This is a genomic window from Catenuloplanes atrovinosus (genome assembly GCF_031458235.1).
In the GTDB taxonomy this organism is placed as follows: Bacteria; Actinomycetota; Actinomycetes; order Mycobacteriales; family Micromonosporaceae; genus Catenuloplanes; species Catenuloplanes atrovinosus.
The window spans coordinates 1,713,410-1,732,195 of the sequence record NZ_JAVDYB010000001.1 but is presented as its reverse complement, the minus strand read 5'-3'; the positions used below and the strand labels follow the sequence as shown (position 1 = coordinate 1,732,195).

Below are 18,786 nucleotides of genomic sequence, written 5' to 3'. Positions count from 1 at the left end.
CAAAGGACAAAGCTGTCTAAACCTGTATCGCGGCGTACGGCGCACTACCGTGATACAGCTTGAAACGGGCATTATTCGATGCGTGACACCCGACCAGCGGACCCTCATCGGCGAGCACGTGCGCAAACGCCGTATCAGCCTTGGCGTATCCGTCGCTCAAGCCGCACGCGATGCCGGTATCGGCCGCTCCACGTGGATCGCCATCGAGGCGGGAAGCCGCGACACCGAGGATCACACCCTAGGCCGCGTTGAATCCGCCCTCCGATGGACGCCTGGCACCATCGATGGCCTCGCGGGCGGTGGGCCTGATGCCGGGGCGGGGCCGGAGACGGCGGGTGGCGATTGGGTCGCCCGGCTCATCGCTATCCGTGACAACCCGCGGCGCAGCGCGCACCTGCGCGCGATGGCCGCCGCTCACCTGGCTCAGCTTGAGGCGCTCCTCGCCGCCGCGGATGCCGAGGATGCGCAGCGGGCACCCGATGAACGTGCAGGGTGACAGTGACGCGGGCGACCTCCGCGAGGCCCGGACCGCCCGTCATGGGGTATCGCTCATACGCTGCGTGAGGCAAGGAGCCGGCGTGATGCCCCCGCACTGCCCCCACGGGCACAATCGAGGGCATGTTTTCCCAGCTAGGGGGTGGTGAAAGTGGAAAAATTCATGTCGGGGTCTCGCATCTGGCCCGACGAGCAGACGCGTCTGCACTTCTACCTCATCCCCTCGCTGGACCTCAACGGTGAACTCGACGCGCTGATCGCGGACTACCGGGACGTGCTCGACGAGTTCCCGTTCCTGACGCTGGTGCAGGACGAGTGGCTGCACATCACGCTGCACATGGTCACCGGCGTGGCCGCCGAGGAGGTCGGCGACCGCCAGCGGCGCGGCCTGATCCGCACGGTCGGCACGTACCTGGAGGGTCTCGGACCGATGACACTCACCGCCGGGCCCGCGCTGGCCACCCGCAACGCCGTGGTCCTGGACATCGACGGCGACCTGCCCGGCGAGCCGTTCCACGAGATCTACACCCGCATCCGGGCCGCGGTCGAGGACACCATCGGCGTCGAGGCCATCGAGTTCGACGCCATGCCACCCCACCTGACCCTCGGCTACGCCAACGGCAGCGGCGACTCGGGCCGGGTCCAGAGCCTCCTGCGCCGCAAGGTCCGCCCGAGCCGCGCCCCGTTCACGCTGGACGAGATCCACCTGGTCGAGGTCGAACAGGACGCCCTCCGCACCGAATACCGCTGGGACCCCATCGCCACCTTCCCCCTCCTCGGCTGACCCTCCCGCTTCCGCGTCGTCTACGGCGCGTTCCTGTGCGTTGTGTCCGATCACGTGACTTCGGCCTAGATCGACGGGGAGGGAGGCCGCGGTGGCGGTCGTGGTGGGCGCGCCGGGGCGGTGGGGGCAGCGAACCAGGCGGGGCTGCGTGACGTGGCGCCCGGCGGTGGCGTGACGAAGAGGGAGAAGCGGGAGCGGCGAGCGATGGCCACTGCCGCTGTCGACTGCGATTCCGCTGCGACTGCGCCGCATTCTCCGCCCTTTACAGCACCACGCTCGAATCCAGTCGGCGGCAACGGCAAGGCAACAGCCGCGACGACGGCGACAGCAACGGCAGCGACGGCAACGACGACAGCGGCGGCGGCGGCGACAGCGGCGGCGGCGACAGCGGCGGCGGCGACAGCGGCGGCGGCGACAGCGGCGGCGGCGGCGACAGCAGCGGCGGCGGCGGCGACAGCAGCGGCGGCGACAGCGACAGCGGCAGCCGCGGCGGCGACAGCGACAGCGGCAGCCGCGGCGGCGACAGCGACAGCGGCAGCCGCGGCGGCGACAGCGACAGCGGCAGCCGCGGCGGCGACAGCGACAGCGGCAGCCGCGGCGGCGACAGCGACAGCGGCAGCCGCGGCGGCGGCGGCAACGATGCCAGCGCAGCGATTCGCCAGCACCATCAAGATGGCGAGGTGGCTGGGTCTTCAGCGGGCGCGATCATCGCGTCTGGCGGCAGCATGATCGGCCCGGGACAGGTGGGATCGCTCACTTTGTGAGCCTCAGGCACGTAATTCGGCTGGAATAACGTGCCTGAGGCTCACATAGTCACATTGGACAATCAATGCCGTCCCCAATATACCGAAATTTCGGGCGCGGAGCGCCCGCCCCGACCCGCACCGCCCCGGCCTTTCCCCCACAGGTGCCCGGGTGGAGAAACTCGGCGGACGAAGGGCAGTCCGGGTCCGGCCCGCCCCAAGAGCTGACGATGATCGACGCCGGGAGGCGGGATACCTGCCGCCGCGAGGAGCAACCCGGAAGGCCCCGCCGATCCCGCCCGACCACGCACTCAGCCGCGCCGGGACCCGCCAAGCAGACCGCGCCAGCGCGGTCCACAACGACCCGCCGACCCCGCCTGACCACGCACTCAGCTGCGGCGGGCCTCCGCCAAGCGGGCCGCGCCGGCGTGGTCGACGCCGATGGCGGCCAGGGTCGCGCCCAGGGCCGTGTCCGCCGGGGTGGCGGTGGAGGGGTCGGTGATGACGCGGAGGAGGCCGAGCAGGAGGTGGTCGGTGCCGGTGCGGGGGTCACCGAAGCGGCGGGCTTCGTCGATCGCGTGTTTCAGGGCGGCCTCGGACGTGGCGGTGAACGGCAGGTTGGCCGGGGACGGGGCGGTGCCGGTGGACAGCAGGGGCCGGACCGCGTCGCCGACGACGGCTTTGCCGCCGGCCAGGTCGCGGAGGATCTGGGCGCCGGGGCCGCGCGCGCCGAGCACGCCGAGGATCAGGTGGATGGGCTCGATGACGGGGCTGCGGACCGCGGTCGCCTCGGCGTGGGCGAGGCCGAGGACGCGCTTGACCCGGTCGGTCAGGTCGATGGCGGGTGAGCGCATGTGGGACCTCCTCGGTCGGGGAACGCGAGCACGGCCGGGGAGGGACTGCCGCACCCCCCACTGTTCCGCCGCCCGACTACGCAACGCAAGGACTCCCGCCCGATCGGTCACATTCATTCGCGCAACCCCTCCCGCATCCTAGGAGGCTGGGCTCATTTCGCGGGGGCATCCCGGTCGGCTAGCGTCGACGGGTGATCTCCGGCGACGTACCCCCGGCGGTTTTCGATCTTCTGGAGGGCGATCCGGCGTCGCCGGTCGTGCTGCACGTGCCGCACGGAGCCCGCGCGATGACCGGCGAGGCGCGGCGTGGGCTGCGGCTGACCGAGGCCGAGCTCGCGCGCGAGCTGGACCTGCTCACCGACGCGCACACCCGGGAGATCGCGCGGCGCGCGGCGGAGCGGGCCGAGGTCACGCCGTGGACGTTCGCCAACCGCTACTCCCGGCTGGTCGTGGACCCGGAGCGCTTCCCGGACGAGACCGAGGAGATGGCGCGCGTCGGCATGGGCGCGGTCTACACCCGCACGGCGCACGGCGAGCGGCTGCGCGACGACGACCCGCGGCGCGACCGGCACCTGCTCGACACGCACTACCACCCGTACGCGGCGGGAATGGCCGCGCTGGTGCAGCGCCGGCTCGACGCGCGGGGCCGCGTGGTCATCCTGGACGTCCACTCGTACCAGACCGATCCGCTCCCCTACGAGCTGCACGCCGACGGCCCGCGCCCGGAGATCTGCCTCGGCGTGGACGACGACCACACCCCGCCGTGGCTGGTCGAGCGGGCCCGCGCGGCGTTCCCCGGCGCCGGGATCAACTCGCCGTTCGCCGGCGCGTACGTGCCGCTGCACCACTACCGGAAGGAGCCCGCCGTGTCCGCGCTGATGGTGGAGATCCGCCGCGACACCTACATGACCGAGCCGGGCGGGCCGCCGCACGACGGTCTCGGCCGGGTCGCGGCGCGGGTGGCCGCGCTGGTGGACGCGGTGTCCCGATGACCGCGGACGTCGCCCGCGTGCTGCGGGACTCCCCGGTGGTCGACGGCCACAACGACCTGCCCTGGCAGCTGCGGGTGCAGCGTGGGTACGCCGTGGAGGGCCTCGACACCGGCCTGCCGCGGCTGCACACCGACCTGCCCCGGCTGCGCGCGGGCGGCGTCGGCGCGCAGTTCTGGTCCGTCTACGTGCCGTCCAGCCTGCCGGAGCCGGAGGCGGTGGTGGCCACGCTGGAGCAGATCGACGCGGTGCACCGGATGGTCGCGGCGTTCCCGGAGCAGCTCACGCTCGCCCGTACCGCGGACGAGGTCGTCGACGCGATGTCGCGCGGCCGGATCGCGTCGCTGATCGGCGTGGAGGGCGGGCACAGCCTGGCGTCGTCGCCCGCGGTGCTGCGCTGCCTGGCCCGGCTCGGCGTCCGGTACGTGACGCTCACCCACAACCACCACACGCCGTGGGCGGACAGCGCGGCCCAGCCGCCGGTGCACGGCGGCCTGACCGGCGAGGGCCGCGCGATCGTGCGCGAGATGCAGCGGCTCGGCGTCCTGGTCGACCTCGCGCACGTCGCGGACGCCACGATGGACGCGGCGCTGGACGTCGCCACCGCCCCGGTGATCTTCAGTCACTCGTCGTGCCGCGCGCTGACCGGGCACGGCCGCAACGTGCCGGACCGGGTGCTGCGGCGGCTGCGCGACAACGGCGGCGTGGTGCAGGTGACGTTCGTGCCGCCGTTCGTCTCCGAGGAGGTACGGGCCTGGGAGCGCGCCGCGGACGAGGAACGCGCCCGGCGCGGCCTGCCGGTCGACGAGGTGCCGTGGCCGCCCGCGCCCCGGGCCGGCGAGGAACCGGTCCTGCCCGGCCCGGCGCCGGAGGACGACGGGCTGGCCGACTGGTATCGGGACCACCCGCGCCCGCGCGCCACCCTCGCCCAGGTCGCCGACCACGTGGAGCACGCGCGCGAGGTGGCCGGCGTCGAGCACATCGGGCTCGGCGGCGACTTCGACGGCTGCCCCACGCTGCCGGACGGCCTGGAGGACGTCTCCACGTACCCCCGGCTGCTCGGTGAACTCGCGGACCGCGGCTGGCCCGAGGCCGACCTGGCGGCGCTGACCGGCCGCAACGTGCTGCGGGTGCTCCGCGCGGCCGAGCAGGCCGCTAGCTCGGCAGCGCCTTCCGGTAGCGGTACGCCAGGTCGTTGAGGTCCTCGAACCCGAGCCCGCGGTAGAACCGGTGCGCGGCCGCGCGCTCCGGCCGCCGCGCGCTGGTGACCTCGATGAACTGGCACCGGAACGCGGTCGCGTACGCCTCCACCGCGGCCACCAGCGCGCGGCCGATCCCGCCGCGCCGCACGGTCTCGTCGACGACCAGCGCGACCAGGCGCGCGTAGTGCCCGTCCACCTCCAGCAGCGGGCTCACGTGCACCGCGGCCACGCCGACCACCACGCCGTCCGCCACGGCCACGAACACGGCCGCGGACGGCTCGTCCGCCCAGTACGCCAGCCGTCCCACCACCGAGGCGCCGTCGGTGGGATAGCCGAGCTGACCGAGCAGTTCCGCCAGCCGCTCCGCGTCCGAGTCGTCCGCCTGCCGCACCAAGATCGCCATGCGGCACAGTGTGGCAGATTCACGTTTACCCGGCAGTCCGCGGCGGCTCCGGATCATGGCCGCGCACGGACCGGCCGCCGTCGACCGGAAGCGTCACGCCGCTGATGAACGAGGCCCGGTCCGACAGCAGGTACGCGACCGCGTCCGCGATCTCCGCCGCGGCGGCCACCCGGCCCAGCGGATGCAGGCGCGCCATCTCGGCCTCCACCCGCGCATCCGCGAACTCCCGGTAGCGGGCGGTGTCGACCGAGCCGGGCGCCACCACGTTGACCCGGATGCCGTGCGGGCCGTAGTCGACGGCCAGCGCCCGGGTCAGGCCCTCGATCGCGGCCTTGGCGGTCGCATATGGCGCGCATCCGGGCACCGGCAGCCGCGCCTGGTGCGAGGAGAGGTTGACGATGCTGCCGCCGGTGCCCGCCGCGAGGAAGGCCCGCACGGCCGCCCGCGCGCCGGAGACCACCGCGCCGAGGTTGACCGTGACCAGGTCGAGCAGCTCGCGCGTGCCCACCTCGTGCAGCGACGCGTCGCGGAACACGGCCGCGTTGTTCACCCAGCCCCGCAGCGGCGCCAACTCGGCGGCGCGGGCGGCGGCCCGCTCGGTCACCTCGTCCGCTCCGGCGTCCCCGATCACGGCCACCGCGCCGGCGGGCAACTCCACCGCGTCCCGCTCGATCACCACCACCGGATGCCCGTCCGCGAGCAGCCGCTCCACGATCGCCCGCCCGATCCCCCGGCCCCCACCGGTCACCACGTAACTCATGCCGAACCTCCCGCCACACCGCGGTCCCGGCGTGGTCGGCGCTGAGCCGATGATTCGCTCGCAAGCTCGCTCATGCCGGACCTCTGGCCGCGAACTTCATCCCGTCCTCCGATTCACCGAAGGATGACCCTAGTTAACGGCCCCACCCGGCGGGTATCCGGCGGCATGAGTTACGCGGAGGACGTCATCCGGCTGGCCGTGGGCGGGGGCACGGACGCGCTGCTGGAGCGGATCGGCGACCGGCGGGTGGTCATGATCGGCGAGGCCACGCACGGCACGCACGAGTTCTACCGATGGCGTGCCGAGATCACCAAACGCCTGATCGCCGGGTACGGGTTCAGCTTCGTCGGCGTGGAGGGCGACTGGCCGGACTGCGCGCGCATCGACCGCTCGGTGCGCTGCCACGACGACGGGCTGAGCGATCCGCGCGCCGCGCTGACGCTGTTCGAGCGCTGGCCGACCTGGATGTGGGCGAACGAGGAGGTGGCCGACTTCTGCCGCTGGCTGCGCTGGCACAACGCCGCCCGGGAGCCGGAGGCGCGGGTCGGCTTCCACGGCCTGGACATCTACTCGCTGTGGGAGTCACTGCGCGAGATCCTCGACCACCTGCGCCGCTCCGCGCCGGACGCGCTGGCGGAGGCGGCCTCCGCGTTCCGGTGCTTTCAGCCGTTCGGCGAGGACCCGCAGCGGTACGCGATGGCCACCCGCTTCGTGCCGGCCAGTTGCGAGGACGAGGTCGTCTCGCTGCTGGCCCGGCTGCGCTCCGAGGCCGGCGCCGACTTCGCCGCCGTGCAGAACGCCGAGGTGGTGGCCGGTGCCGAGGCCTACTACCGGGCGATGGTCCGCGGCGGCCCGGATTCGTGGAACGTGCGCGACCGGCACATGGACGCCACGCTGGCCCGGCTGCTCGCGCACTACGGCGCGGGTGCCAAGGCCGTGGTCTGGGCGCACAACACGCACGTCGGGGACGAGCGCGGCTCGGACATGGCCGCGGCCGGCGAGGTCACCATCGGCGGCCTGGCCCGGGCGCGGTTCGGCGCGGATCAGGTGGCGCTGATCGGCGTCGCGGGTGGTCCCGGCACCGTGATCGCGGGGCGGTCGTGGGGCGGCGCCGCCGAGGAACTGCCGGTCCCGGCCGGGCGCGAGGGTTCGCTGGAGGGCATCCTGGCCCGGCACGCGCCGCCCGAGGCGGTGCTGCCGTTCCCGCCGGACGATCCGCCCGCGCTGCTCACCGACCCGATTCCGCACCGCGCGATCGGCGTGGTCTACCGGCCCGAGCGCGAGCCGTTCGGCAACTACGTGCCGACCGTGCTGGCCGACCGCTACGACCATCTCGCCTGGTTCGCCACCACCCGGGGCGTACGGCCGCTGCACACGCTGCACTCGGACGTGCACGAGCTGGAGGCGTACCCATCTGGCGTCTAGATCTTCCGTTAACCCTAATAAATCCATAACGGTCTTCCCATTGACTGTTAACCTTCCTAATAATTCCCGTGACGGCGGTCGACCCCCAACCGCCTTGATCATGGGAGGCTGTCATGAGACGGTCCCGGCTTGCGGCGCTGGTCACCGCGTCCGCGCTGGTTCTGGCGGGTGCGGCGGTGATGTGGACGGCCGGTCCCGCGTCCGCCGCGGCGAACACCGCGACGTTCACGAAGACGTCGGACTGGGGTTCCGGATGGGAGGGAAAGGTCACCGTCACGAACGGCGGCACCACGCCGCTGACCTCGTGGACCGTGGCGTTCGACCTGCCCGCCGGCACCTCGGTCAGTTCGGCCTGGGAGGCGGACGTGAGCGCCGCCGGCACCCGATGGACGTTCAGGAACAAGTCCTACAACGGTACGATCGCGGGCGGCGCGTCGCTGACGTTCGGCCTGATCGGCGCGGGGCCCGGCAGCCCGTCGAACTGCACGCTCAACGGCGCCTCCTGCGGTGGCGGTGGCGTGGTGACGCCCCCTGTTTCCCCGACGGCCTCGCCCACGCCTCCGCCCACCACGCCTCCGCCCACCACGCCTCCGCCCACCACGCCTCCGCCCACCACCACTCCCCCGCCCGCGGGGCCCCTGCCGAAGCACTTCCTGACCGGGTACTGGCACAACTTCGTCAACAACGCGGTGGAGTTGCGGCTGCGTGACACGCCGGCACAGTACGACCTGGTGGCGGTCTCGTTCGCGGAGGCGACCAGCACGCCGGGCGCGGTGACGTTCGGCGTGGACCCGCAACTGTCCACCGCGCTGGGCGGCTACTCCGACGCGGACTTCCGGGCCGACGTGCGCGCCCTGCAGGCGCGCGGCACCCGGGTGATCCTCTCGGTCGGCGGCGAGGCCGGCCGGGTGTCCGTCGCGGACGCGGCGAGCGCGACGCGGTTCTCCGACACGATGTTCTCGATCATGCAGAGCTACGGGTTCGACGGGGTCGACATCGACCTGGAGAACGGGCTCAACCCGACGTACATGGCACAGGCGCTGCGGTCACTCCGGTCGCGGATCGGCGCCAACATGATCATCACGATGGCGCCGCAGACGATCGACATGCAGTCGACCGCGGGGTCCTACTTCGCGCTGGCCCTGGCGATCAAGGACATCCTGACGGTGGTGCACACCCAGTTCTACAACTCCGGCTCCATGCTCGGATGTGACCAGATGGCGGCGTACGGCCAGGGCACGATCAACTTCCTGACCGCGCTGGCCTGCATCCAGTTGGAGAACGGGCTCCGGCCGGACCAGGTCGCACTCGGACTCCCGGCGGGACCGGGCGCCGCGAGCGGCGGGGTGATGTCACCGTCCGTGGTGAACGCGGCCCTGGACTGCCTGGCCCGCGCCACCAACTGCGGCTCGTTCCGTCCCCCGCGGACGTACCCCGGCATCCGCGGCGCGATGACGTGGTCGATCAACTGGGACGTGACGAACGGCAACGGCTTCGCCAACACGGTCGGCCCGCACCTGGACACGCTCCCCTAGCGCAACGGTCACGGCCGCCGACGGAGGGCGCCCCGCACGGTCCCGCGGGGCGCCCTTCGCCGTCACCATCCGCGTCGACCACGGCGCTCTGATCTCCGCGCGCGAATATGGCCTAGATCGGGTGGCGGGTGGCCGGCGGGCGCGGCCGGGGCGGGCGGCGGTCAGCCGCGACCGGCCACCCGGGCGCCGGGGCCGCGAGGTGGAAACGGGAGTGGGGCGCGGTTTCCAGTGTGGGCCGGCCCGGTGGGTCGCTATGGTCGGGCACATGGCGACGCCCTGGACCGTCTGTTTCGATGCCGCCGATCCGCACCGGCTCGCCGCCTTCTGGGCGGTGGCGCTCGGCTACGTCGCGGAGCCCGGGTACGAGGGTGCCGACGGTGCCTCGATCGTGGACCCGGACGGGCGTGGACCCGCGATCGCCTTCCTCCGGGTGCCCGAGGGGAAGAGTGCCAAGAACCGCGTCCACCTGGATGTCCGCCCGGCGGGGCCGGTGACGGACGAGGCGGCGGCGCGCGGGCTGGCCGAGCGGCTGGTCGCGCGGGGCGCGACCGTCACCGGGGAGGAGCGCTACGGCGGGACGTTCGGTCACCTGGTGATGCGGGATCCCGAGGGCAACGAGTTCTGCATCGCCTGAATGGCGCCTCAACACGGCCGAAACCTTGACAGGCCCGCGTAAGTGAGCGCTAACATGCGGCAATTACATCGATGAGCCTGATTATCCGGCGGGCTGGTCTCCACCCGGCGCGCAGGACTTGATCGGGCCGAGAGGGGAAACCCATGCCCATGTCCCGGATCGCCCGCCGGGGACTGCTCGCGGCCGCCACGGCGGCGGCGCTGTCGACCGGAGGGCTCGCCACGCTGCGGGCCGAGGCGGCGGAAATGCCGTCGGTGCTGGCCACACCCACGGTGCCGCCGGCGGCGTACCCGAATCCAGGGGTCGTCAACGGTGACATCGGGGTGCACGATCCGACGATCGTGAAGACGCCGGCCGGTGGTTATCTGGTCGCGCACACCGGTGACAACATCGCGCTGAAGACGTCGGCGGACCGGACCACGTTCCGCAACGCGGGGCAGGTCTTCCCGAACGGGGCGTCGTGGACGACGACCTACACCGGGGGCAGCCGCAACCTGTGGGCGCCGGACCTGTCCTACCGCAACGGACGGTACTACCTGTACTACTCGGCCTCCACGTTCGGCTCGAACCGGTCGGCGATCTTCCTGGCCACCTCCACCACCGGCGCGTCGGGGAGCTGGACGCACCAGGGGCTGGTGATCGAGAGCAACACCGGCAACGACTTCAACGCGATCGATCCCCACCTGGTGGTGGACGCCGGCGGCGCGTGGTGGCTGAGCTTCGGGTCGTTCTGGTCGGGCATCAAGACGGTGCGGCTGGACCCGGCGACCGGCAAGCGGGCGGACAACACGATCCGCGCTCTGGCCGGGCGCAACGGCGGCGCGATCGAGGCGCCGGTGGTGTTCAGGCACGGGAACTACTACTACCTGTGGGTGTCGTTCGACCTGTGCTGCCGCGGGGCCGCCAGCACGTACCGGATCATGGTGGGCCGGTCGACCAGCTCCACCGGGCCGTTCGTGGACCGCAACGGGGTGGCGATGACCAGCGGCGGCGGCACGCAGGTGCTGGCCGGGCACGGCAGCATCAAGGGGCCGGGGCATCAGGCGGTGTTCGCGGACACGGACGCGGAGGTGCTGGTCTACCACTACTACACCACCAGCGGCGCGTCCCAGCTCGGCATCAACCTGATCGGCTACGACACGGCCGGCTGGCCGTTCGTCTACTGAGGAGGACGACCATGCGCAGACTCCTTCTCGCCGCCGCGCTGGCCGTGGTCGTGGTGCTGACCGGCACGACCGTCGCCGCGGCGCGGGAGCGGGCCCCGGCCGGCTTCACCAACCCGATCAAGCGCGGCGGGCCGGACCCCTGGATGACCTACCACAACGGGTCCTACTACCTGGCCACGACCACCTGGAACTCGACGATCACGATGCGCCGGGCGACCACGCTGGCCGGGCTGTCCACCGCGACCGACCAGGTGATCTTCAACCTGGCCGGCCGGGCGAACGGCTGCTGCAACATGTGGGCACCCGAGTTCCACCTGGTCAACGGCCGGTGGTACCTGTACTACGTGGCCGGGCAGAACGTGGCCGACTACAACCCGACGCAGCGGCTGCACGTGCTGGAGAGCGCCGGCTCCGACCCGATGGGGCCGTACGCGTTCAAGGCCGATCTGGGCAACGACTGGCAGCTCGACGCCAGCGTGCTCACCGTCGGCGGCAACCTGTACCTGATGGGCACCTACCAGGCCGGCGGCGGCTACGGGCAGAGCAACTTCATCCAGCGGCTGTCGAACCCGTGGACGCTCACCGGCCCGCGGGTGCGGCTCAGCTCGCCCACGCTGTCCTGGGAGCGGCAGACCGCGCCGGTCAACGAGGCGCCCGAGCCGCTCTACCACGACGGCCGGGTGATGGTGGTCTACTCCGCGTCCGCGTGCTGGGGCCCGGACTACAAGCTGGGCCTGCTCACGCTCACCGGGTCGGACCCGCTCAACCCGGCGCACTGGACCAAGAGCCCGAACCCGGTGTTCCAGCGCAACGACGCGAACGGCGTCTACGCGCCCGGCCATAACGGCTTCTTCAAGAGCCCGGACGGCACCGAGGACTGGCTCGTCTACCACGCGAACAGCTCCGCGTCCGGCGGCTGCGACATGAACCGCTCGACCCGCGCGCAGCGCTTCACCTGGAACGCGGACGGCACGCCGAACTTCGGCACGCCGGTCCGGCTCGGCGTGAGCCTGGCCGGCCCGTCAGGCGAGTGACCGGCCGTCCACATAGGTGTCCCGGATCGTGATGTCCGCGATCCGGGACACCGGCGTGTCGAGCGGGTTCTCCTCCAGCACCACGAAGTCCGCCAGCCGGCCGGGCGTGAGCGCGCCCAGCTCGTCCGCCCAGCCGCAGGCCTCGGCCGCGCCGACCGTGTAGGCGCGCAGCGCGTCCGCCACGCTCAGCCGCTCCGCGGCGCCGACGACCCGGCCGCCCGCGGTGAGCCGCGACGCCATGAACTGGATGGCGCGCAGCGGCGCGCCGTCCGTCACCGGCCGGTCCGAGCTGGCCGCCAGCCGTACGCCCGCGTCGAGGAACCCGGCGCCGCGGTAGAGCCAGTCCGCGCGCTCCGGCCCCATGATCTCCGCGTAGTCGTCGCCGAGGTACCAGAGGAAGTTCGGCTGCACCACCGCGGTCACGTCCAGGTCCCGGAACCGGGCGAGCTGATCCGGCCGTACCAGCCCGGCGTGCTCGATCCGGTGCCGCCGGCCCGGCTTGACCGCCTGCGCCCGCGCGATCGCGTCCAGCGCCAGGTCCACGGCCCGGTCGCCGATCGCGTGCACGGCGAGCTGCCACCCGGCGCGGTGTCCGTCGACGATCGTCGCGGTGAGCGCGGCCGGATCGCCGGCCAGTTCCCCCGCGTGATCGAGCCCCACGTACGGCGCGGTCAGCGCCGCGGTCCGGGCCATCATGCCGCCGTCGGTGAACACCTTGAGCGCGCCCACGGACAGCCACTCGTCGCCGAACCCGGTGCGCAGGCCCAGGTCCAGCGCGCGCGGGATGTCGTCGTCCGGGTGCGCGGCCACCGCGTGCGGCACGTCCGAGGCCACCATCAGCCGCGCCCGCACCGGCAGCAGTCCCCGCTCGCGCGCGGTCTGGTAGGCGCCGAGTTCCACCGGCGAGTGCCCGATCAGCCCGCCCGCGATGCCCGCCTCGGACACCGCGGTCACGCCCTGCGACCGGGCCTCGCGTCCCGCGTGCGCGATCGCGGCGACCAGTTCGTCCACCGCGTACGGCCAGCGCAGCCGCCGGGCCACGGCCATGTCGCCCTCGGTGAGCAGCCCGTCCCGGTGCCGCACGCCGGCCGGCAGCATCGCCAGCACCGCGCTGTTGACCAGGCACGCGTGCCCGGAGTCGTGGGTGACGAACACCTTCCGCCCGGCGCTGACCGCGTCCAGTTCCGCGGCGGTCAGGTGCCGGCCGAGCGGCCGCTGGTCGTAGCCGCCGACGTCCACCCAGCCGCCCTCCGGCACCCGGCGCGCCGCCTCCGCGATCACCCGCAGCATCGCGCCCGCGTCGACCGACGGCGCCACGCTGGCGGCCCGCGCCTTCAGGCCGGTCCACGCCAGGTGCACGTGCGCGTCGACGAACCCGGGCACCACGGTGGCGCCACGCAGGTCCAGCACCTCGCGCGCGGCCAGCCCGGCCACCTCGTCGCCGGTCGCGAACACCCGCCCGCGCCAGACGCCGAGCGCCCGCACCACCGGCCGGGCCGGATCCATCGTGATGATCGTCCCGTTCTCGATCCGCAGGTCGAGCATCATGGTCAGCCCCGCGTCTCGTACCTGGTCAGCACCACATCGCCGGAGAACGTGCGGGTCTCCGCCAAGGCCAGGTTCACCCAGCCGTCCAGGGCGGTGAAGAACGGCGTGCCGCCACCGATCAGGACCGGATGGGTGACGACCACGTACTCGTCGATCAGCCCGGCGCGCATGGCCGCCGCGGCGAGCGTGGCGCCGACGATGTCCATCGGCCCGCCGTCCTCCGCCTTCAGCCGGGTGATCTCGGTGACCGCGTCGCCGGTGACCAGACGGGTGTTCCAGTCGACCGCGAGGGGCTTGGACGAGAACACCACCTTCGGCATGTCCCGCCAGCGGCGGGCGTACTCCACGTGCGCCGGCGTGACGCCCGGCCGCTGGTCGGCGGTCGGCCAGTGGGAGCTCATCCCCTCCCACACCCTGCGCCCGTACAGCGCCGTGCCGGTCGCCGCCACCCGGTCGGACCACCACTGGAACAGTTCGTCGCCCGGCGCGGTCCAGCCGAGGTCGTCGCCGGGCGCGGCGATGTAGCCGTCCAGGCTCACGTTCATGCCGTAGGTCAGTTTCCGCATGGGTGCCAGCCTGCCGTGCACCGGCACCCGGCGTACAGACGACCCGACGATCACAATTCATCGACCCGCTTCCGGCGTGGCGGGGTCACGGTGCTCCCGCGGGCACCGGTCGGCCGTGGCCGGCCTTCCTGCCGGTTCCGCGGCGCCTCGAACCCCACAGCGGGAAGAAGCATCGCCGGGCCATGTCCCGGTCGCGGTCTCCGGGCCCGGCGGCGGGAGCCGGGCGGGCCGGTGCGGTGGGGCCGGGACCGCGCCTCAGGGGGCGGTCAGGATGACCGGGCCGGCGTCGGTGACCGCGATGGTGTGCTCCGCGTGCGCGGCGCGGGCGCCGTCGCGGGTGCGCAGCGTCCAGCCGTCCGCGTCGGTGCGGTAGCCGTCGCGGCCGTTCGCGATCAGCATCGGCTCGATCGCGATCACCAGGCCGGGCTCGATCGGCAGGCCGGTGCCGGGGCGGCCCACGTTCGGCACGGGCGGGGCCTCGTGCATCGCGCGCCCGACGCCGTGCCCGCCGTGATCGGCCATGATGCCGAGGCCGGCGGCCCGCGCGACGCTCTCCACCGCGTGCGCGACGTCGCCGAGCCGGGCGCCGGGCCGGGCCGCGGCGATGCCGGCGGCGAGCGCGCGCTCGGTGGCGTCGATCAGCGCGAGGTCGGCCGCGCGCGGCTCGCCCACCACGAAGCTGACCGCGGCGTCGCCGCACCAGCCGTCCAGGTGGGCGCCGCAGTCGATGGTGATCAGGTCGCCGTCCGCCAGCCGGTAGCCGGTGGGGATGCCGTGCACGATCGCGTCGTTGACGCTGGCGCAGATCACCGCCGGGTACGGCGTGGGCGCGGCCCGCGGCCGGTAGGCCAGGAACGACGGCGTGGCCCCGGCGTCCGCGATGACCTTGGCGGCGATCTCGTCGAGGTCGAGGAGGCTGACGCCGACCGCGGCGTGCTCGCGGGCCGCGGCCAGCGCGTGCGCGACGACGCGGCCGGCCTCGCGCAGCGCCGCCAGTTCGGTGGGCGACTTCAGCTCGATCATGCGGAACTCCCGTCTCGCATCCCGCCGATAACTATACCGGTATTACTATCGGAGGCATGGTACGGGTGCCGTTGAGCGAGGAAGAGCGGGAGCGCGGCGAGCGACTGGGCCGCGTGCTGCGCGACGCCCGCGGCACGCGCAGCATCGTGGAGGTCGCCTCCGCGGCCGGCATCTCCCCGGAGACGCTTCGCAAGATCGAGACGGGCCGCATCCCGACACCCGCGTTCTTCACGGTCGCGGCGCTGGCCGGCGCGCTCGGCCTGTCGCTGGACACGGTCTCCGCCGCGTCCGCCCCGATCGCGCACGACGCCGGAAGCGACGGCCTGGCCGCGTGATCCACCCCGGGTACCCGGGTATGGGCGGGGCATGACGGTGATGGTGGCCGGGCAGATCGCCCGCGATCTCGTACTGACGGTGGACAAGGCGCCCGGCGGCGGCGAGGCGGCGGACGCCCACGACCGCCGGGAGATGCTCGGCGGCAAGGGCGCGAACCAGGCCGTGGCGCTCGCGCAGCTCGGCGTGGACGTCGGCCTGCTCGGCGTGGTCGGCGACGACGACACCGGCGCGGCCCTGCTCGACCAGGCCCGGCAGGACCGGATCGACGTGTCGTCGGTGCTGGTCCGCGGGCTGACCGCGGTGATCGTGGAGGTGCTCGACGCGGAGGGCGGGTGGCGGTACGTCCAGCACCTGCCACCGGAGTCGCTGCTCACCGCGGACGACGTGCGCGCCGCCGCGGACCGGCTGGCGCGGGCGGACGCGGTGGTCCTCCAGTTGCAGCAGCCGGCCGAGGCACTGACCGCGGCCGCCCGGGCGGCGAAGGACCGGCCCGGCCCGGTCGTGGTGCTGGACGGCGCGCCCTCCGACGGCGCGCTGCTCTCCTGGGCCGACGTGATCCGCGCGGACGAGCGCGAGTCCGCCATGCTGGCCGGCGAGCAGGTCGGCACGGAGGAGCGCGGCCTGCGCGCGGCCGGCGAGATCCACCGGCGCGGCCCCTGGCTGGCCGTGCTGGCGCTGGACGACGGCGCCAACCTGTTCGCCTGGTCCGGCCGGTCGCCGTGGGGCACGGCGGGCCACGTGGTGGTCCCGGCCGTGCGGACCGCGACGGTGGACACCACCGGCGCCGGAGACTCGCTGGTCGCGGGCCTGGTGGCGGCGCTGCTGCGGGACGCGGACCCGGTCACGGCCGCGCGGCACGCGGTCGCCGCCGCGTCCGCCACGCTCGGCCACCCGGGCGGGCGCCCGGACCTCACGCCGGAGCACGTCGCGCGTCAGCTGAGCCTGATCGACGACGCGATGCGGCGGTGAATCGACGCGTTTTACACCGGTTCGCACCTTGGGCGCGGTATCACTGAGGACAAGTGCGTCGAACCCGGAGGTGTGGCAAGTCATGACGACGGCACGCGAGATCATGACGACCGACGTGACCTGCGTCGGCGAGAACGAGTACCTGTCGGCCGCGGCCAAGAAGATGGCCGACCTGGACGTCGGGTCGCTGCCGATCTGCGGCGTGGACAACAAGATCAAAGGTGTGATCACCGACCGCGACATCGTGGTCAAGGTGCTCGGCAAGGGCAAGGACCCGGCGTCGATCACCGCGGGCACCCTCGCGCAGGGCGAGGCGGTCACGATCGGCGCGGACGACGACGCGCAGGAGATTCTGCGCACCATGTCGCAGCACCAGGTGCGCCGGCTGCCGGTGATCGACGGGCAGAGCCTGGTCGGCATCATCGCGCTCGCCGACGTGGCCCGCGCGATGTCCGACCGCCCGGTCGGCGACCTGCTCGAGGCGCTGTCCCAGAGCGGCCGCTGAGGGAATTGCCCGTCCACATAGGATGACTTCCGTGCGGACGGGCGATTTCCGGTACACGGCACGGCCCCGCTGCTCGCCGGAGGCGGCGATGGGGCTGCTCGCCGACCTGACCCGGCAGGGCGAGCTGCACCCGCTGATCGTCGCGGTCGACCCGGAGCCGCCGCGGCCCGGCGCGCTCCGCAGCTACACGATCACGGACGTGCTGGCCCTCGGGCCGGTCCGGTTCACCATCCGCTACCAGGCCGACGTGCTGCGCCAGTCGGGCACCGAGCTGGACACCGTGGCCCGCCAGCGCCCGCGCGTGACGGTGCGGAACCGGACCACGGTCACGCCCGGCGGCGACGGGCACACCCGGATCGACTGCCACGTGACGCTGACCGCGCCCACGCCGCTGTTCGGGTTCGCCCTCGGGCAGGCGCGGCGAGCCCACACGGAACTCGCCGCGCGCATCGAGCGGCGGTTGAGCGGCGGCTAGGCCCAGGCGGTCACCGGGCGGAACGAGCTGTCCGCGCGGAACGTGTCCGAGTCCTGGTAGAGGTCCACGCGCAGCTCGTAGTTGTAGTGCCGGACGTAGCGGCCCGGATAGTTGTACGACTCCAGCGCCACCGACCCGGACACCGAGCCCGGCCGCGCGCAGTAGGTGGCGTCCCGCGCGTAGGTCGCGCTGCCGTCGCCGGGGTCCAGCCGCAGCCGGAAGTTCCAGTGCCGCAGGTACGACCCGTTCGCCGCGCGGAACGAGTAGCAGTTCGCGTCCGCCAGCCCCGGCACGACCGTGAACGTGGCGTCCTGCTTGACCGTGGCCGCGGACGACGCCGACACCGGATCGACGTAGCCGAGGTAGTCGCGGTGCCGTACGTACCGGTCGGTGGCGTTGACGGACTGGAACGACCGGGTCACGTCGACCGGCAGCGACGCACCCCCGGGCACGACCTCCCTCAGCACCGTGAAGTGCCGGGCGAACCCGGACAGCGCGGGCAGTGTCTGCGGCGCCGACCAGGTGGCGAACCCGTCGTAGGAGTCGCTGAAGTAGTACTGCCCGACCGTGTATCCGTCGTAGTAGATCCGCCAGCCGCCGTTGTCCAGCGGAATCAGCGCCTGACCCTCGCGCGGCCCGCCCCAGCCGGCCCAGTTGCCGGTGCGGGAGATGGTGTACGGCCCGGTCAGCGAGGACGCGGTGGCGTACTCGATGAACTTGGTCGTCTCGTTCTTGGTGAACGCGTGGTACGTGGAGCCGACCTTGACGATGTACGTGTCAATGTAGTTCGGCCCGATGCCGCTGAGCACCTGCGGCGCCGACCAGGCGCTGAGTGCCGAGTTCGTCGCGGTCAGCTTGTACGGCTTGAAGTCCGCCCCGTTCGTGGAGAGCGACACGATCACGTTCACGCTGCCGTCGGAGTCGATGAAGAATTCCGGCGCCCAGGTGTTCTGCACGGTCAGCGGGATCGTCACGTTCCGCACGAACGTCCAGTTGAGACGGTCGGTGCTGGTGGCGAACCCGATGGTGTTGCCGGTCCAGTTCGTGGTGTAGACGACCCAGTACCGCCCGTCCGTGTGCCGGATGATGCTGGGGTCGCGGATCAGCCCGCTCGGCGGCGTGTAGGCCGGGCCGCGCAGCAGCCGGAAGCCGGTCGCGTCCGGCGACTCGTACACGTACATGTTCGACTCGCTGCTGTTGGTGAACGCGGTCATGGTGTAGCGCGTCCACGAACCGGCCGGGGGTGCGGCCGCGCGCGCCGGTCCGGCGACCGCCAGCGCGGCCGTTAGAAGAACGATCAGAAACCCTGCGACGGTACGTCTCACGACAGCCTCCATGGC

Annotated in this window: 21 protein-coding genes; 13 read left to right on the top strand and 8 right to left on the bottom strand. The window is 72.9% G+C overall.

What is annotated here, in order from left to right; genetic code table 11:
- Positions 1–82: 82 nt before the first annotated feature.
- Both J2S41_RS07480 and J2S41_RS07475 read left to right on the top strand, forming a co-directional pair.
- On the top strand, positions 83–496 hold the full coding sequence (locus tag J2S41_RS07480; protein WP_310364733.1) for a helix-turn-helix domain-containing protein: 414 nt from the start codon (positions 83–85) through the stop codon (positions 494–496).
- Between the two features lie 162 nt (positions 497–658).
- Positions 659–1,279: a 2'-5' RNA ligase family protein gene (locus J2S41_RS07475; protein WP_310364731.1), complete on the top strand. Its 621-nt coding sequence runs from the start codon at positions 659–661 to the stop codon at positions 1,277–1,279.
- 262 nt (positions 1,280–1,541) lie between these two features.
- Here J2S41_RS07475 and J2S41_RS07470 read toward each other — a convergent pair whose 3' ends face one another.
- Together J2S41_RS07470 and J2S41_RS07465 are read right to left on the bottom strand one after the other, a co-directional pair.
- Positions 1,542–1,916, bottom strand: a complete 375-nt coding sequence (locus tag J2S41_RS07470) for a hypothetical protein (protein WP_310364729.1) — start codon at positions 1,914–1,916, stop codon at positions 1,542–1,544.
- A 495-nt stretch (positions 1,917–2,411) separates the two neighbouring features.
- Complete coding sequence (locus J2S41_RS07465; protein WP_310364727.1) at positions 2,412–2,876, bottom strand: Clp protease N-terminal domain-containing protein; 465 nt, start codon at positions 2,874–2,876, stop codon at positions 2,412–2,414.
- A gap of 191 nt (positions 2,877–3,067) precedes the next feature.
- On the opposite strand from J2S41_RS07465, the gene J2S41_RS07460 reads away from it, so the two are divergent.
- Both J2S41_RS07460 and J2S41_RS07455 read left to right on the top strand, forming a co-directional pair.
- Positions 3,068–3,868 carry an N-formylglutamate amidohydrolase gene (locus tag J2S41_RS07460; RefSeq protein WP_310364726.1) on the top strand — a complete coding sequence of 267 codons (801 nt, stop codon included), beginning with the start codon at positions 3,068–3,070 and terminating at the stop codon, positions 3,866–3,868.
- Complete coding sequence (locus J2S41_RS07455; RefSeq protein ID WP_310364724.1) at positions 3,865–5,064, top strand: dipeptidase; 1,200 nt, start codon at positions 3,865–3,867, stop codon at positions 5,062–5,064. The genes J2S41_RS07460 and J2S41_RS07455 overlap by 4 nt, the downstream gene beginning before the upstream one ends.
- Here J2S41_RS07455 and J2S41_RS07450 read toward each other — a convergent pair.
- A complete protein-coding gene (locus J2S41_RS07450; protein ID WP_310364722.1) occupies positions 5,021–5,470 on the bottom strand; it encodes a GNAT family N-acetyltransferase in 450 nt (149 codons plus the stop codon). The genes J2S41_RS07455 and J2S41_RS07450 overlap by 44 nt on opposite strands.
- Before the next feature lie 25 nt (positions 5,471–5,495).
- Positions 5,496–6,230: an SDR family NAD(P)-dependent oxidoreductase gene (locus J2S41_RS07445; RefSeq protein ID WP_310364719.1), complete on the bottom strand. Its 735-nt coding sequence runs from the start codon at positions 6,228–6,230 to the stop codon at positions 5,496–5,498.
- Positions 6,231–6,395: 165 nt separating this feature from the next.
- On the opposite strand from J2S41_RS07445, the gene J2S41_RS07440 reads away from it, so the two are divergent.
- The 5 genes from J2S41_RS07440 (at position 6,396) to J2S41_RS07420 (ending at position 12,024) form a co-directional block, all read left to right on the top strand.
- Complete coding sequence (locus tag J2S41_RS07440; protein ID WP_310364716.1) at positions 6,396–7,655, top strand: erythromycin esterase family protein; 1,260 nt, start codon at positions 6,396–6,398, stop codon at positions 7,653–7,655.
- 113 nt (positions 7,656–7,768) lie between these two features.
- Positions 7,769–9,190, top strand: coding sequence for a chitinase (locus J2S41_RS07435; protein WP_310364713.1), 1,422 nt, complete (start codon positions 7,769–7,771; stop codon positions 9,188–9,190).
- A gap of 265 nt (positions 9,191–9,455) precedes the next feature.
- Positions 9,456–9,824 (top strand): VOC family protein, encoded by a 369-nt coding sequence (locus J2S41_RS07430; protein WP_310364710.1) that lies wholly within the window; start codon positions 9,456–9,458, stop codon positions 9,822–9,824.
- A gap of 143 nt (positions 9,825–9,967) precedes the next feature.
- Positions 9,968–10,990: an arabinan endo-1,5-alpha-L-arabinosidase gene (locus J2S41_RS07425; RefSeq protein WP_310364708.1), complete on the top strand. Its 1,023-nt coding sequence runs from the start codon at positions 9,968–9,970 to the stop codon at positions 10,988–10,990.
- Between the two features lie 11 nt (positions 10,991–11,001).
- Positions 11,002–12,024 carry a glycoside hydrolase family 43 protein gene (locus J2S41_RS07420; RefSeq protein ID WP_310364705.1) on the top strand — a complete coding sequence of 341 codons (1,023 nt, stop codon included), beginning with the start codon at positions 11,002–11,004 and terminating at the stop codon, positions 12,022–12,024.
- On the opposite strand, the gene J2S41_RS07415 is transcribed toward J2S41_RS07420, so the two are convergent.
- The 3 genes from J2S41_RS07415 to map all read right to left on the bottom strand — a co-directional run bounded on the left by J2S41_RS07415 (position 12,013) and on the right by map (position 15,161).
- Positions 12,013–13,572, bottom strand: coding sequence for an amidohydrolase (locus tag J2S41_RS07415; protein WP_310364703.1), 1,560 nt, complete (start codon positions 13,570–13,572; stop codon positions 12,013–12,015). The two genes, J2S41_RS07420 and J2S41_RS07415, sit on opposite strands and share 12 nt — an antisense overlap.
- A 2-nt stretch (positions 13,573–13,574) precedes the next feature.
- The gene (locus J2S41_RS07410) at positions 13,575–14,138 is read right to left on the bottom strand and encodes a dihydrofolate reductase family protein (protein WP_310364700.1); all 564 of its coding nucleotides are present in this window, start codon (positions 14,136–14,138) and stop codon (positions 13,575–13,577) included.
- A 255-nt stretch (positions 14,139–14,393) separates the two neighbouring features.
- The gene (gene map, locus J2S41_RS07405) at positions 14,394–15,161 is read right to left on the bottom strand and encodes a type I methionyl aminopeptidase (RefSeq protein ID WP_310364699.1); all 768 of its coding nucleotides are present in this window, start codon (positions 15,159–15,161) and stop codon (positions 14,394–14,396) included.
- Positions 15,162–15,217: 56 nt separating this feature from the next.
- Between map and J2S41_RS07400 the strand changes: the two genes are divergently transcribed.
- The 4 genes from J2S41_RS07400 (at position 15,218) to J2S41_RS07385 (ending at position 17,446) form a co-directional block, all read left to right on the top strand.
- Positions 15,218–15,496, top strand: a complete 279-nt coding sequence (locus J2S41_RS07400; protein ID WP_310364697.1) for a helix-turn-helix domain-containing protein — start codon at positions 15,218–15,220, stop codon at positions 15,494–15,496.
- Between the two features lie 31 nt (positions 15,497–15,527).
- Positions 15,528–16,466 (top strand): PfkB family carbohydrate kinase, encoded by a 939-nt coding sequence (locus J2S41_RS07395; protein WP_310364695.1) that lies wholly within the window; start codon positions 15,528–15,530, stop codon positions 16,464–16,466.
- 82 nt (positions 16,467–16,548) lie between these two features.
- Positions 16,549–16,971, top strand: coding sequence for a CBS domain-containing protein (locus J2S41_RS07390; protein WP_310364692.1), 423 nt, complete (start codon positions 16,549–16,551; stop codon positions 16,969–16,971).
- A gap of 31 nt (positions 16,972–17,002) precedes the next feature.
- Positions 17,003–17,446 carry an SRPBCC family protein gene (locus tag J2S41_RS07385; RefSeq protein ID WP_310364685.1) on the top strand — a complete coding sequence of 148 codons (444 nt, stop codon included), beginning with the start codon at positions 17,003–17,005 and terminating at the stop codon, positions 17,444–17,446.
- On the opposite strand, the gene J2S41_RS07380 is transcribed toward J2S41_RS07385, so the two are convergent.
- Positions 17,443–18,771 carry a glycoside hydrolase family 43 protein gene (locus J2S41_RS07380; RefSeq protein ID WP_310364682.1) on the bottom strand — a complete coding sequence of 443 codons (1,329 nt, stop codon included), beginning with the start codon at positions 18,769–18,771 and terminating at the stop codon, positions 17,443–17,445. The genes J2S41_RS07385 and J2S41_RS07380 overlap by 4 nt on opposite strands.
- Between the last annotated feature and the right edge of the window lie 15 nt (positions 18,772–18,786).

What these genes read in the sequence shown, in the direction of transcription:
- J2S41_RS07455 (WP_310364724.1), top strand. Translation starts at nt 3,865, where the DNA reads ATGACCGCGGACGTCGCCCGCGTGCTGCGGGACTCCCCGGTGGTCGAC.
- J2S41_RS07400 (WP_310364697.1), top strand. Translation starts at nt 15,218, where the DNA reads ATGGTACGGGTGCCGTTGAGCGAGGAAGAGCGGGAGCGCGGCGAGCGA.
- J2S41_RS07410 (WP_310364700.1), bottom strand. Translation starts at nt 14,138, where the DNA reads ATGCGGAAACTGACCTACGGCATGAACGTGAGCCTGGACGGCTACATC.
- J2S41_RS07445 (WP_310364719.1), bottom strand. Translation starts at nt 6,230, where the DNA reads ATGAGTTACGTGGTGACCGGTGGGGGCCGGGGGATCGGGCGGGCGATC.
- J2S41_RS07390 (WP_310364692.1), top strand. Translation starts at nt 16,549, where the DNA reads ATGACGACGGCACGCGAGATCATGACGACCGACGTGACCTGCGTCGGC.
- J2S41_RS07430 (WP_310364710.1), top strand. Translation starts at nt 9,456, where the DNA reads ATGGCGACGCCCTGGACCGTCTGTTTCGATGCCGCCGATCCGCACCGG.
- J2S41_RS07440 (WP_310364716.1), top strand. Translation starts at nt 6,396, where the DNA reads ATGAGTTACGCGGAGGACGTCATCCGGCTGGCCGTGGGCGGGGGCACG.
- J2S41_RS07450 (WP_310364722.1), bottom strand. Translation starts at nt 5,470, where the DNA reads ATGGCGATCTTGGTGCGGCAGGCGGACGACTCGGACGCGGAGCGGCTG.
- J2S41_RS07435 (WP_310364713.1), top strand. Translation starts at nt 7,769, where the DNA reads ATGAGACGGTCCCGGCTTGCGGCGCTGGTCACCGCGTCCGCGCTGGTT.
- J2S41_RS07420 (WP_310364705.1), top strand. Translation starts at nt 11,002, where the DNA reads ATGCGCAGACTCCTTCTCGCCGCCGCGCTGGCCGTGGTCGTGGTGCTG.
- J2S41_RS07395 (WP_310364695.1), top strand. Translation starts at nt 15,528, where the DNA reads ATGACGGTGATGGTGGCCGGGCAGATCGCCCGCGATCTCGTACTGACG.
- J2S41_RS07465 (WP_310364727.1), bottom strand. Translation starts at nt 2,876, where the DNA reads ATGCGCTCACCCGCCATCGACCTGACCGACCGGGTCAAGCGCGTCCTC.
- J2S41_RS07475 (WP_310364731.1), top strand. Translation starts at nt 659, where the DNA reads ATGTCGGGGTCTCGCATCTGGCCCGACGAGCAGACGCGTCTGCACTTC.
- J2S41_RS07425 (WP_310364708.1), top strand. Translation starts at nt 9,968, where the DNA reads ATGCCCATGTCCCGGATCGCCCGCCGGGGACTGCTCGCGGCCGCCACG.
- J2S41_RS07415 (WP_310364703.1), bottom strand. Translation starts at nt 13,572, where the DNA reads ATGATGCTCGACCTGCGGATCGAGAACGGGACGATCATCACGATGGAT.
- map (WP_310364699.1), bottom strand. Translation starts at nt 15,161, where the DNA reads ATGATCGAGCTGAAGTCGCCCACCGAACTGGCGGCGCTGCGCGAGGCC.